Source organism: Desulfovibrio cuneatus DSM 11391 (assembly GCF_000430005.1).
GTDB lineage: Bacteria > Desulfobacterota > Desulfovibrionia > Desulfovibrionales > Desulfovibrionaceae > Frigididesulfovibrio > Frigididesulfovibrio cuneatus.
In genome coordinates this window covers 1-13,693 of record NZ_AUCY01000053.1, presented here as the reverse complement: position 1 = coordinate 13,693, position 13,693 = coordinate 1, and the positions used below count along the sequence as shown (strand labels likewise).

Here is a 13,693-nt window from a genome sequence, read left to right as displayed (position 1 = left end):
GCCATTGGCGACGTGTTGAGCCTGAACCGTAATCTTTCCATAGATTCCCACGGCACGGCGTTAAGCGCTTCCGGCACAGGCACGTTCAATTTCGGTGGCATCAATGCCACCAACGCCACGCAGTTTGAAGCCCTGCACCTGGATTACACCGGGGGCACAGGCAGAGACATGATAGACATTGACAGCGTGCTGGCAGGCATAACTGCCAAGGGCCTGGACTGCGCCATGAAATCGCTGGTGTTCACCGGAGATAGCGCCGACCGCTACACCCTGCCCGCAGGCTGGACACAGGTGGGCACGGGCATCAGCCTGGCAGGCTTTGCCGAAAACTTTGCCTGCTACAAAGGCATGGTGAACGGTAAGGAAGTTTTCATTTATATGGAAGCCGGGTCTGATGGGCCGAGGCTGTTAGATGATACAACGAGTTGCCCTCCTTGTCCTACAGAGTGTTGCGATCCCTCTTTGGCTAAAAATGGCACAGAGGCTCTTGCAAGTCTTGCTGTAATAAACAACATCCTTACCCCAACAGCAACGCTGGGAAATAATTCGTTTAGTTTTGCCTCTGTTGCGGATGCTCACGCCTGGGGTGATGCAGCCGTTTTGGGCAGCGATACAGGCGGGAAGGATACCATTAGCATAACCACTCTTACGAGTGGCTATATTGGGGGAGATGCTGGTTCCTATATGCATGGCACAGCCCTTGGCGGAGCGGATAAGCTGAGCATAGCGACCATGAACGGCGGGTATGTGGGTGGCGATGCCGCTGAACTGCTTATTGAAAATGCCCGCGGCGGGGCAGATACTCTAAGTATAACCACCATTAATGGTGGCAACCTGGGTGGTGATGCTGGCCGAGATATGCATGATAACACCCAAGGTGGCAACGACAGCATTGCCCTGGCCTATGTAAAAGGCGGCAATGTGGGTGGTGATGCAGGCAACAATATGTATAACGCAGCCAAGGGCGGCAACGATACCATTACGCTTGCCTCTGTGTATACCTCAAGAATGTCTGGCGGGTTTATAGGTGGAGATGCAGGCAATAACATGTACGGCTCCGCCACAGGGGGCAATGATAGGATTACCATTGCTTCTGATATGACTGGCGGGTATATTGGTGGGGATGCGGGTAATTCCATGTATTGTTCCACCAAGGGCGGCAACGACTATATTTCGGTAAACCTTATGTATGAAGGCTATATTGGTGGTGATGCCGGGCTGGACATGTTCTGCTGTGCGGAAGGAGGTGACGATACCATCGTTATTACCAAGACCCATTGCCATATTGGTGGAGATGCCGGGCGGGATATGTATGGCAACACTAAGGGTGGAGACGACAGCCTTAACATAAGCATGCCCATGGATGTGAACGATTACATTGCCGGGGACGCTGCCCAAAATATGTACTGCAATGCCACAGGTGGTAATGACACTCTTACCATCGGGACCATTGCGGGCGGCAAAATTGGCGGCGATGCCGGGTGGAACATGTATCATACCACCGTAGCCGGAAATGATTCCATTACTGTAACCACCATGAATGTTGGCACCCAAGTGGGCGGTGATGCTGCCAATATTATGGAAGACTGCGCTAAAGGCGGCAATGACTTGATAAAAGTAACCACCCTGGCTGCTGGAGCGTACCTTGGGGGTGATGCCGGGATTGGCATGTTGTGGAATACCGCAGGAGGCAATGATGAGATTGCTGTAGCCACCGCAAGTGGCTACTTGGGTGGTGATGCGGGCTTTACCATGCGGGGCAGCTCAACAGGTGGTAACGATAAAATTACCGTAACCACCGCCACTGGGTATATTGGTGGTGATGCGGGTTATGACATGAAAAACAATGCCAAAGGCGGTGACGACACCATTGTCATTGGCACGGCCACTGGCAGTAAAATAGGCGGCGATGCTGGCTGGAACATGTACGATACCACTGTGGCTGGCAATGATTCCATTACCGTAACCACCATGAACGCTGGCACTCAAGTAGGCGGCGATGCAAGTAATATTATGGAAGGCCAGGCCCTGGGTGGCAACGATTGGTTGAAAGTGACCACTCAGGCTGCCAACTCTTATCTTGGGGGCGATGCCGGGCTCACCATGTTAGGCAATGCCATAGGCGGGCATGATGCAATTACAGTTGCCACCGCCAATGGCTACCTGGGTGGTGATGCGGGTTACGACATGAAAAACAATGCCAAAGGCGGTGACGACACCCTTACCCTTGGTACCTCTACAGGTGGCAAAATCGGTGGTGATACCGGGTGGAATATGTATGACACCACCATGGGCGGCAATGATTCCATTACCGTAACCACCATGAACGCTGGCACTCAAGTAGGCGGCGATGCAAGTAATATTATGGAAGGCCAGGCCAAGGGTGGCAACGATTGGTTGAACGTGACCACCCAGGCTGCCAACTCGTACCTTGGGGGCGATGCCGGGCTCACCATGTTAGGCAATGCCACAGGTGGAAATGACGAAATTGCAGTCGCCACCGCCAATGGCTACCTGGGTGGTGATGCGGGTTACGAAATGAAAGCCACTACCAAAGGCGGTAACGATACCATTGCCATTGGCACGGCCACTGGCAGCAAAATCGGTGGTGATGCCGGGTGGAATATGTATGACACCACTTTGGGTGGCAATGACTCCATTACCGTAAGCGCCATGAACGCTGGCACCCAAGTAGGCGGCGATGCAGCCAACAACATGGAAGGGCAGGCCCAGGGTGGTGACGATACTATTCAGGTAACAAGTATCATCGCAGGCAGCACTTCTTCTGTATACGTTGCCGGGGATGCCGGAAGGGTTATGCTTGGCAACACCAGCGGCGGGAACGACACCCTTTGGGTCGGTTCCATTACTTCCTATGTAACAGGCAATTGGACCAGTGCCACGTATATTAGTGGCGATGCTGGCGAAGCCATGCATGATAATGCACACGCTGGGAATGATTTCATCCAGGTGGACTCTATTGATATTAAGGCTAATACCGGGAATGCTGCCTACGCCTACTCCTACATTGGCGGGGATGCTGGCAAAACAATGGCAGCCAATACGCTTGGCGGCAACGACACCATAGCAGTTGGCAATGTCACGGTTGGCATACAGTCGAGTGCTTATATTGGTGGCGATGCTGGCTATTCAATGGTGGACGCTGCAAAAGGCGGCAATGATACACTCACAATTGAGAGCATCGTTACAAGCAATACAAATGCCGCTGCTTATGTTGGCGGCGATGCTGGGTACGGCATGGGTGATAGCACCCAAGGCGGCAACGACCGTATTCAAGTTACCAACATCCTTTCTGATGAATACTCTGCGGCTTATATTGGTGGAGATGCAGGGTACAGCATGGTTGGAGCAGCCAAAGGGGGCAATGATACCATCACCCTGACCTCTCTGGACAGTGGCTACATCGGCGGCGATGCTGGCTATGTCATGAGTGATAGCGCGAAGGGTGGCAATGATAGCATTGGAATAACCACTATTAATGGTGGTTATGTTGGTGGCGACGCAGGTTACAGCATCGAGGGTGACACTCAAGGCGGTCACGATGTTCTCACCGTAAGTACCATCAACGGTGGCTACATTGGTGGCGATGCAGCTTACAGCATGGAAGGTAATGTTCGGGGTGGTAGTGACAGGCTTACCGTGACAACCATGAAAAATGGGCACGTTGGTGGCGATGCAGGGTACAGCATGGAAGGCAACGCCCAAGGCGGCAACGACACCCTTACCATAACCGCCATGAACGGCGGCACGGTGGCTGGCGATGCGGCTTACAGCATGAGCGGCAACGCCCAAGGCGGCAACGACCTCATTACCCTTCGCACTCTGTCTGCTGGTGCAGTCTATGGCGATTCTGCCCGCATGCTCGACTCTGCCGTGGGCGGCGACGACACCATTCAGGTAACCACCCTCACGGGCACCACCCAAAAGATTATTGATGGCAACAGCGGGTACGACTTCTTCTCCTACGCCACCGCAGGGGCCGTGGTTTCCTTGGATGCAAATGGCACAGTGACCATTGGCGCTTCCGCAGCCCAGCCAGCTTCCCTTACCACAGCCACCAACTCCACCATTGTGAACTTTGAAGGGCTCATTGGCAGCCAAGGGGAAGACACCCTGAACAGCCTGCGCGATGCCAGCCTTATTGGTGGGCGCGGCAACGATGTTATTAACACCACGGTGCTGGAAACCGGATTCATTGCAGGTGACATCCAAGGCGATTACACACAGAGTGAGCGGGGCGACAACGACCTCATTACCGTTGGCTCCATGCTGGGTGGCCTTGTGTTTGGCGACACCGCTTACATGCGCACTTCTGCTGTGGGGGGTGACGACACCTTTGCCATCACTTCCATGCAGGCCGGGCTTGTGGCCGGGGATTCTGCAACCGACATGATAAGCCTTTCCAAGGGCGGCAACGACCTGTTCACCTTGGGCACCATGAGCGGTGGTACTGTTTCTGGCGATGCAGGCAACCGCCTGGGCAACAATGCCCAGGGTGGCAACGACACCATACGCATCAATTCGTTGCTGGATGGTCTTGTGGTGGGGGACGCCGTAGAAAACATGCAGGTAAGCGCCATGGGTGGCAATGACCTGATTGTTCTGGCAAGCATGGCTGGTGGCCTTGTGGCTGGCGATGCTGGCAACCTTGAGACAAACTCTGCCCAAGGTGGCAACGACACCATACAAATAGGCACCCTGCTGGGTGGCACCGTGGCAGGTGATGCTGGCGTGCAAATGAGTAAGGATGCCCTTGGTGGCCATGACCTTATTACCATAGACACCATGCAGAGTGGTGCCGTGTATGGCGATTCTGCCCGTGTTGCAGCAACCACTGTGGGCGGTAACGACACCATTCAGGTGCATACACTGGCAGGAACCGAAGCAAAGGTTATTGATGGCAACGGCGGCAACGACCTGTTCATGTATACCAGCGACGAAGGCCACTGCCTGACGTTGAATGAGTCTGGCAGCGTGCAGATAACCAGCGCAGATGGAAACCTTGACATAACCACACAAACCAATACCAGTATTCTCAACATCGAAGGTATTGGTGGCGGTGCCGGGGGCGACATTCTTGTGGGGAACAGCCACGACAACATCCTGCTGGGTGGCCTTGGCAATGATATCCTTACAGGCGGCCTTGGGGCAGACTCCTTCGTGTGGGGGGCAGGCGACCTTGATGGTGGCCTGGACAGCGTTACAGACTTTTCCCTGAATCAAGGGGATACGCTGTGCCTACTGGATATTCTGGACACCTCCGGCGGAGCCATTGACTTTGGCAGCCTGAATGCTTCAGCCAGCGCAGGCAACAACACCTTGCACCTGGATATTCTTGGCCAACAGGGTATTGATGTTACCATCCAAGGTAGCCTGACCGTGCAGGATACAACCTATAACAGCTTTGATGAGTTTGTGAGCGCCTATGAAAGCGCCGGACGCGGTGAAGCAATGATGCAGGCCTTGCTGCAGCAAATGGTGAGCACAGGCGTGGCATAAACCTGCCGTAAACTACCTTTGTAAATAGCAGCAATAAAAAATAGTCCCTCTGGCGTAATGCTAGGGGGGCTATTTGTCATTCGATATCTATATGTTAATAAGTCGTATCCAAATAGCTTTGGCTAGTGTTAGGTGAATTAGACGAGATAACGTGAAGTGAACCCCACTTCGCATGGGTAACTGGGCGCAGCAAGGCGCACGTACGCTGGTGGGCCTGCGGGTAAGTTCGCTTGTGGTGGGAAGGGGCTACTCAACGCCTGTGCCGCAGAGGATAATCACCACACAGGCAGTGAGCGGTGCAGAAGTGTATTGCACAAAAGCAAAGTCCGCCAAGGCGTTTAACCTTGGCGGACTTCTTTGAATGCGTATGTGGTGTCCTCGACAGGAATCGAACCTGTGGCCTCTGCCTTAGGAGGGCGGCGCTCTATCCAACTGAGCTACGAGGACACGCGAAGCGGAACCTTAATGCAAAAGGCGATTGATTGCAAGGCATGGATGCCGTGTGCATTGGCACTTCCCGGAACCCGTCGTTTAGGCTCCCTTGAATCCCCCTGCGGTTCTTATGGCAAACACTGAGTAAATGTCACGTTGGAAATGCTCAGTTATTGTGTTTGGCAAGGCACGAGCTATTTTTGAAGCAGGAGTGGACTCTTCTGTCCTCGACTGTTTCAAAAATAGTAAGTAACGCAGCCAAACGGAATAAATGAGCGTTTCCTTACTTCTTTTTTTGCACGGCAAACGCAAAGTAGCCACTGCCTTTATCCACATAAATGAGGTTTTCCAAATCTTTTTGGGTGGCAATAAAGGCGTTAAGGGTTTGCAGCACGGTGGGCAGGTCATAATAGAACTTGCCGGGGCCCATGGGCTTCATGAAATTGGGGGCGGTTTTCACCACAATAAACACATAGGCTGTGCGCCCCGTGTTCTTGATGGTTACAACGTCCACTTTGTTTTCCCCTGCCAGGGCTTTGAAGGGGTAGGGCAGTTGCGCTTTCAGGTGGGCAATAAGAGCTTTGCCCGTGGCGTCCAGTTTACCTTTCTGCTTTTTGTAACCATCGGCAAAGTCGGGCATTTCTTCAATTATTTTGCTGGGGCTTTGGGCAATAAACCTGTCCAGTTGGGTGAAGTCTTCCACATTCATTGTTTGCCCCTGGGCGGCAAAAGCTGTGGAGGTAAGGGCACAAAGAAGGCCTAAGGCAAGAAACAGCTTTTTCATACAGGCTCTCATGGGTAACGGGTACAGAAAATTGCAGGCGTGTGTGCAACGGCGTTGTTCGTGTTACAGGGGTGGGCCACATGGGCAACGTGTGCGCTGGAGCCTGCCAGGGTAACCCCTGGAAGGGGGAGCAATGCAGTGCTTCAACAGTGTTGGGTTACTGCTGCGGGGCAAAAAATACTCCGTAAATGTACTGTGTTTTACTGAGAAAATCAATGCTGCCCAGGAATTCCCAGGCAGTATTGGTGCTGTGGTGTGTTGCACATTTTTGCACACGATTATAGCTGTTAGCGGGTTGCCTATTGCACGGCTATTTGGTATGGGGTGCCTTTTGCATGCCACGCATGGGGCAAAGGAAAGTGCCCTGGCTGCACTGCATACATTGGGTTTGTATGCCTATTTCGGAGGCTGTTTTGCGTTGGGGGCTATGTTTTATAAGCGCTTGTAATGGGATTATTCATACCGCAAGTGAGAATAACAGTAGGATAGTGATTTTTTAACAAGAGTTGTTTTCGTAAACAGGCAGGAGGTACACGGTGTATACACACTCTTCCAAAGAAGAAGCCCTGGGGCAACGCACAGGCAAGTGGTATTTTTTTTGTTGTTTTGGTGCAATGTTTTCAACCGCTACTGTATGCACTTTGCTGCTGTTTCAGGTTGTACCCTTTCCCGTGTTGCTTGAAAAAAATCAAGTTGCCGTGATAATGCCGTTGGCCATAACTTTGCTTGCTGCCGTGCCTGTGGGTATTCCGTACCTGTATTGGCTGTGTTTTGTTGCCCTGCGGGGGCAACGGGCATGGGGCTGGTTGCGGCAAGACCAGGTGGAAGCGGCTCTGTATTTGTTACAGCAGCAACCTGGGTGCCTGGCTATTCCCCCCGGTCATGAATTGAATACCTTACTTTTTGAGCACACGGTGAACCTGCGTAGAAAAAAAGACGTAGCTGCTGTCTACCTTACCAACGGCCAGATACGTTGGCGAAAGAAACAAATTCAGCAGTTGCGTGCCTGTCTATTTTTAGGAGACCCTTTTGCCTTATGGGGCAGCGCAGCGGTGCTGGGGGCGTTTGCTATTTCTACAGGAATGCACCTGTTTTCGTTGTCTGCTGCGGTAGCAGACTACCTGCAATGGCTGGCTGCTGTGCTTTCCTATGCCGGGGTGGTGGGAGTTGGTGCAGGGCTTTACAGGCAGTAAGTTGCTCTCATAGGGCGGCTTTTGGCAGCGCTGGTTTATTCCCGCGCCAAAGCCCGTTTTGTTTTCCCTGTGGGGGTGGCCTGCATGGGGTTATCCGGCCAGGGGTGGCGGGGGTAGCGTCCGCGCATTTCTGCCCGCACCTGTTTATAGCCATTCTGCCAAAAGTGGTGCAAGTCTGCCGTAACCTGCAAGGGCCGCCCGGCAGGAGAAAGCAAATGCAGCATCACAGGCTGGCGGCCACCAGCAATGCGCGGTGTTTCTGCCTGCCCGAACATTTCCTGGAGCTTCACGGCAAGTACCGGGGGGTTGCCGTGCAGGCAGGGCAGGTAATCCAGGGCAGCGGTGTTGCCGGAAGGCAGGGCTAAGCGTTCTGGCGCTGCATCTGCCAGTTTTTGGGGCAGGGGCCAGGGCAGCAGGCTGTGCAGGGCATTGGCCAGGGGAATGGCCGCAAGGTGGCTTTTTCTGGTAACGCCATCAAGCCATGGGGCTAGCCAGCACGTTTCCGGGTGCTGCAAGGCGGTGGTGAGGGCTGCGTCGCTTACATCGGGCCATGGGTTTGCTTCGTGTGGTGCTGCGTCCGCCAAGGGGGGGGCAGCCGTTGTGTTGCCCGTTTCCAGGGTGCGCAGCAGCAGAACCCGCGCTTGCCATTGGCGCAGTTCGTCATTCCAGGGCAGGCAGGCAAGGCCAAGGCTGTGTATGCCCGCCAGCATGGCGGCTTTTACCTGTTCCTGCACAGCAGGGCCGGGGGGCAGGGGGCGCTCTTGCAGGGTAAGTGCCCCCAGGCGTGTGGTTTCCCGGCAGAGCACACATTCAGTTTTGTCGTCCCAGGCCACTTCTGTTTCCTTCCGGCACGCGGCGCTATAATGGCGGGTAATGTCTTCTCGTTCCAGCGGTGCCGCCAGGTGAATGCGGCGGTTCACCCCTTCCCCCAACGAGGCAATGGCCAGCCAGGGTTCATGGGCAAGGGGGTCGTGGGGGGCAAGTTCTGCCCCCTGCCCGGAAGCCAGGCGAAAGCTGCCCGGCCCGCGGCGCTGGGCAATGCGTTCCGGCCAGGCAAGGCACAGCAAGGCACCGCACAGGGCTTCCGTTTCCGGCGTGGGCAGGTGAAAAGGCGTGGTAAGGCCAGCGCTGCGGTGAATTTGTTCTGCCACGGCAAGGATACGCTTGTGTTCCGGCCTGCGCAGCAAGGCAAGGCGCAGGCGTATGTCTGCTCCGGCCCCACCATGCCCCGCATGGCTTGGCGCGTTTTGGCGCAGGGGGTCGCGTTCTGAAACAAGGGCTGCAAGGCAGGCGGCAAGGGGGGCAAGGTTTTGCCCTTGTTCCTGCGCTGCCAGCAGTACCATGTGGGCAAGGCGGGGGTGCAGGGGCAGGCGGGCCAACTGCTGCCCATGCGGGGTCAGGGTAAACTGGCGGTTTGCCCCGTGTGGCAAGGGGCTTGCCGAATTTGCATGGCTTACAGTGCTTACGGCATTTAAGGCCAGCAGGGTTTCCTCCGCATTGTTCAGGGCGGCTTGGGGCGGCGGGGTAAGCCAGGGCAGGGTAGCCGGGGGGCTGCCCCAGGCCAGGGCTTCCAAATACAGCGGGGCCAGGTCGGCTTCCTGAATTTCCGGGCGCACGGTGGGTTGCAGGTGTTCCCCGGCACTCCACAGGCGCAGGCACAGCCCCGGTTCCAGTCTGCCAGCGCGGCCTGTGCGCTGCAAGGCAGCGTCTTCAGTTACACGGCTGGTGACCAGGCGGCTTAAGCCCGTTGCCGGGGTAAAACGCGGGGCACGGGCAAGGCCTGCGTCAATCACCACGCGCACGCCTTCAATGGTCAGGCTGGTTTGGGCTATGTCTGTGGCAAGCACCACCTTGCGGGTGCCCGGTGGGGGCGGGGCAATGGCTGCGTCTTGGGCGGCAAGGGTAAGGTCGCCATACAGCGGGTGAATGGTGGTGTTGGCAGGAACTTTTTCCAGTAATGCGGCGGTGCGCCGAATTTCCCCCTGCCCCGGTAGAAACACCAGAATGTTGCCTGGTTCTTCATGCAGCACTTCCTGCACGGCATGGGCTGTGCGCCGGGCCACATCTTCCGCCCCCAGGGAAGGGCTTATGGTAAGGTCTTGCCGGGTGTGGCGTATTGCTACAGGCCAGTTGCTGCCCTTGGCTTCAATAACAGGGCAGCCCCCCAAAAACTGGCTGATGGGGGCAGCGTCCAGGGTGGCAGACATTACCAGTAAACATAAATCGGGGCGCAAGGCTTCCGCCGCTTCAAGGCACAGGGCCAGGCCCAAATCTGCCTGCAAGCTGCGTTCATGAAATTCGTCAAAAATGACGCAGGAAACGCCGGAAAGTTCCGGGTCTGCCAGCAGCCGCCGGGTAAACATGCCCTCTGTGAGCAGTTCCACCCGCGTTGCCGCAGAAACCTTGCTTTCCAGCCGCACCCGGTAGCCCACCCGCTGGCCCACCGCTTCCCCCAGGGTGCCTGCCATGAACCGGGCAGCGGCACGGGCCGCAAGGCGGCGCGGTTCCAGCACCAGAATGGTGCCGGGTAAAGGAGTTGTGTTGTGGGGCACAGTGTTTGGTGGCACAGGCAAAAGACCCAGCAGGGCCAAAGGCACGCGGGTTGTTTTGCCGGAACCTGGGCTGGCCGTAAGCACCGCACGTTTGTGGGTGTGCAGGGCGTGTAAGAGCTGGGCCGTGACGGTATCTATAGGAAAAGAGGCTTGCATGCCTGCATTATGAGGATTTTTGCTGTAATGGCAAGGGGAAATGGAGGGGAGCCAGTGGTGCTGCGGTATTTGGAACACTGAGCGTTTCTTTTACTTGCCTGCCTCAGCATTCCGCACCTTTCTCGCCAGCTTGGGGTGGCTGCGGATGTACCATTTTTCCAGTTCCATAAGGCCAAAAAACGTTGCCCCGCCCAGAAGCAAAAGCCCCCAGGCCATGGGGGGCATGGCCTCTGTACCAAACAGGGCCTGAAAGGGGGCCACATAGGTGAAGAGCAGTTGCAGAAGGCACACTGCCCCAATCCCCAATGGCAGAAACAAGTTACCCCTGTGGGCCTGCCATGACAGGGAACTTTCCACCATGTAGCGGCTGTTGAGTAAATAAAAGCACTGCCCAATGGTTATGGCGTTTACTGCCACGGTGCGGGCCATACTTTCAGAAGCACCAAGCAAATGTGCCACATAAAAGGCCAGCAGGGTAAAGGCCACAAGGCTGGTGCTAACAAACAATACTCGCCAGATGCCAAAAATGGTAAGAATGGGGCGGTTCACTGCCCGTGGCGGGCGTTGCATTACGTCTTTTTCATGGGGTTCAAAGCAAATAACAAGCCCCAGGGCCACAGAGGTAACCATGTTTACCCACAACACCTGCGGGGTGGTTAGGGGCAGGGAAATTCCCAGGAAAATGGCTACCGCAAGCACAAGCCCCAGGGCCAAGTTGGTGGGAAACAGGAAGAGAATGGCCTTTTCAATATTGTTGTACACGGTGCGGCCTTCCTGCACGGCTGTGCCAATGGAAGCAAAATTGTCGTCTGCCAGCACCATGGCGGCAGCTTCCCTGGTTACTTCCGTCCCTTTTATGCCCATGGCTATGCCAATGTCTGCCTGTTTCAGGGCAGGGGCGTCGTTCACGCCGTCTCCTGTCATGGCGCATACCTGCCCTTGGGCCTGCACGGCCTTTACCAGCCGTAGCTTGTGCGCCGGGCTGGTGCGGGCAAACACGTCCACGTGCTGCACTGCCTCGCACAGGGCCGCGTCATCCATGGCCTCAATGTCTGCCCCGGTCAAGGTTGTTTTCCCGTCGCCAATACCCAACATGTGGGCAATGGCGGCTGCGGTTACCGGGTGGTCGCCCGTTATCATGGTCACACGAATACCCCCGGTGTGGCACTGTTGCACCGCTGTGATGGCTTCCGGGCGGGGCGGGTCTAACAACCCCAAAAGACCAATAAACACAAGGTTTTCCGGCAGGACAGCCGGGGTAAGGGGTTCAGTGCCCAAGTGGCTGCTTTTTTGCCAGGCCAGGGCCAGCACGCGCTCGCCCCTGGCTGCCATTGCTTCGGCGGCCTGCACAAAGTGCGCAGTGTTCAGGGGGGTGCTGGTGCCATCTGCCAACTGCTGCAAGGTGCAGTGTTGCAGCACCACTTCTGGTGCGCCCTTCACAAACAGCACGTTGCCGCCCAAGGGGCTGCTGTTTACCGTAGCCATGAATTTGTGGTCTGACTCAAAGGGAATGGCATTCATGCGTGACCAGGCAATGCGTTCTGCCGCCTTGTCCAGCCCGGCCTTTGCCGCAAAGGGGTACAGGGCCGCTTCAGTGGGGTCACCTTCTACTTTCCAGGTGTCTTCATGGGGGAACAACTCGGCATCGTTGCATAGCAAAGCGTTGCGGGCGAGCAGTTCCAGCATGCTGCTTTTACCCGCCGGGGTGTCATGTTCGGTAATGTCTCCTTCCGGGGCATAGCCATTGCCGCTTATGGCATAGCTCGCTTCAGCCGTTACAGCGGAAACCACCATCATTTCCATAAGGGTCAGGGTGCCTGTTTTGTCAGAACAAATGCGGGAAACAGAACCCAGGGTTTCCACCGCAGGCAGGCGGCGGATAATGGCATTGCGCCGGGCCATGCGCTGTACCCCAAGGGCCAGGGCAACGGTAATAAGGGCGGGCAGGCCTTCCGGAATAAGGGAAACGGCAATGCCCACCACGGCCTGAAACAGGCTGGTAAAGGGCATGTCCATAATCCAGAAGCCGTAGCCAAAAACCAGGGCCGCCACCACAGCCACCACCCCGGTAATAAGGTAACTCAGTTTTTTGATTTGGCGCAGCAGGGGCGTTTCCAGCAGGCTTACGCTGGTAAGCATCTGGTTGATTTTACCAAGTTCTGTGCCGCTACCCGTGGCCACCACCACCCCTGTGCCCCTGCCGTAAACCACCATGGTGCCGGAAAATGCCATGCAGTGTTGGTCCCCCACTGTGGCTTGCTCTGGCACGGGGTCTGCGCTTTTTTCCGAAGGTACAGATTCCCCTGTAAGGGCAGCTTCTTCCGTGCGCAGGTTTGTGGCATGAATCAGGCGTAAGTCTGCGGGGACCTTGTGCCCGGATTCCAGCAGAACAATGTCGCCGGGCACAAGGTCTTGTGCGGGTATCATGCGGGTTTTGCCGCCGCGCTTTACCCGTGCCTCGGCGGAAAGCATGGTGCGCAGGGTGGCCAGCGACTTTTCCGCCCGGCCTTCCTGAATAAAGCCCAAGAGGGCGTTAAGGAACACCACGGCAAAAATGATGCCTGCGTCCAGCCACATCCCCAGCAGTAATTTGCCACACCCGGCAGCCAGCAGTACATACACAAGAATGCTCTGGAACTGTGCCCCAAAGCGCATAAGAGAAGATGGCTTATTCCCTTCCGGCAGCAAGTTTTTACCATGCAGGGCCAAGCGCTTGGCCGCTTCTTCGGGGGAAAGGCCCGCGGCAACGTCGCTGTGCATATGCATAATGACATTGGCACTGAGCAGAGAATGCCAGGGTTGTGGGGCTGGGGAATTCATAATGGTATTTTCTCCGCTGGTAAGGCGGTATGGGGAGTGGACAAGGGGAGGGCGGGGGTATGATGCAATGGCAGGAGAAAACAAGGCTGTGAAAGAGAATATCCCCCTACCTTTGTTAAGGCTATGAGAAGATATATAGTTCATTTACTCATATATGGCTGCATATCAGTTTTCCCTATTCCGTGTCAATTATCCGCTCCTGCGGCGGGGTACATGCTTCGGCGGCAAAGCCGCCT

Annotated in this window: 5 protein-coding genes and 1 tRNA gene; 2 read left to right on the top strand and 4 right to left on the bottom strand. The window is 55.8% G+C overall.

All coding sequences use genetic code 11. The features are described 5' to 3' along the window. Positions 1-15: 15 nt before the first annotated feature. Complete coding sequence (locus G497_RS20370; protein WP_211228763.1) at positions 16-5,520, top strand: beta strand repeat-containing protein; 5,505 nt, start codon at positions 16-18, stop codon at positions 5,518-5,520. Positions 5,521-5,890: 370 nt separating this feature from the next. On the opposite strand, the gene G497_RS0111820 is transcribed toward G497_RS20370, so the two are convergent. Next, positions 5,891-5,967, bottom strand: a tRNA-Arg gene (locus tag G497_RS0111820). Positions 5,968-6,235: 268 nt separating this feature from the next. After that, positions 6,236-6,736 (bottom strand): hypothetical protein, encoded by a 501-nt coding sequence (locus G497_RS18015; RefSeq protein WP_051258088.1) that lies wholly within the window; start codon positions 6,734-6,736, stop codon positions 6,236-6,238. 536 nt (positions 6,737-7,272) lie between these two features. Between G497_RS18015 and G497_RS0111805 the strand changes: the two genes are divergently transcribed. Further along, entirely contained in the window at positions 7,273-7,929 is a 657-nt protein-coding gene (locus G497_RS0111805; protein ID WP_027188300.1) for a hypothetical protein, read from the top strand. A gap of 35 nt (positions 7,930-7,964) precedes the next feature. Here G497_RS0111805 and hrpB read toward each other — a convergent pair whose 3' ends face one another. Together hrpB and G497_RS18010 are read right to left on the bottom strand one after the other, a co-directional pair. Beyond that, the gene (hrpB, locus tag G497_RS0111800) at positions 7,965-10,637 is read right to left on the bottom strand and encodes an ATP-dependent helicase HrpB (RefSeq protein WP_027188299.1); all 2,673 of its coding nucleotides are present in this window, start codon (positions 10,635-10,637) and stop codon (positions 7,965-7,967) included. A gap of 90 nt (positions 10,638-10,727) precedes the next feature. Beyond that, positions 10,728-13,457 carry a cation-translocating P-type ATPase gene (locus tag G497_RS18010; protein WP_034637785.1) on the bottom strand — a complete coding sequence of 910 codons (2,730 nt, stop codon included), beginning with the start codon at positions 13,455-13,457 and terminating at the stop codon, positions 10,728-10,730. Positions 13,458-13,693: the final 236 nt, after the last annotated feature.

Coding starts and splice junctions, on each gene's coding strand:
- G497_RS18015 (WP_051258088.1), bottom strand. CDS start 6,736: ATGAAAAAGCTGTTTCTTGCCTTAGGCCTTCTTTGTGCCCTTACCTCC.
- hrpB (WP_027188299.1), bottom strand. CDS start 10,637: ATGCAAGCCTCTTTTCCTATAGATACCGTCACGGCCCAGCTCTTACAC.
- G497_RS18010 (WP_034637785.1), bottom strand. CDS start 13,457: ATGAATTCCCCAGCCCCACAACCCTGGCATTCTCTGCTCAGTGCCAAT.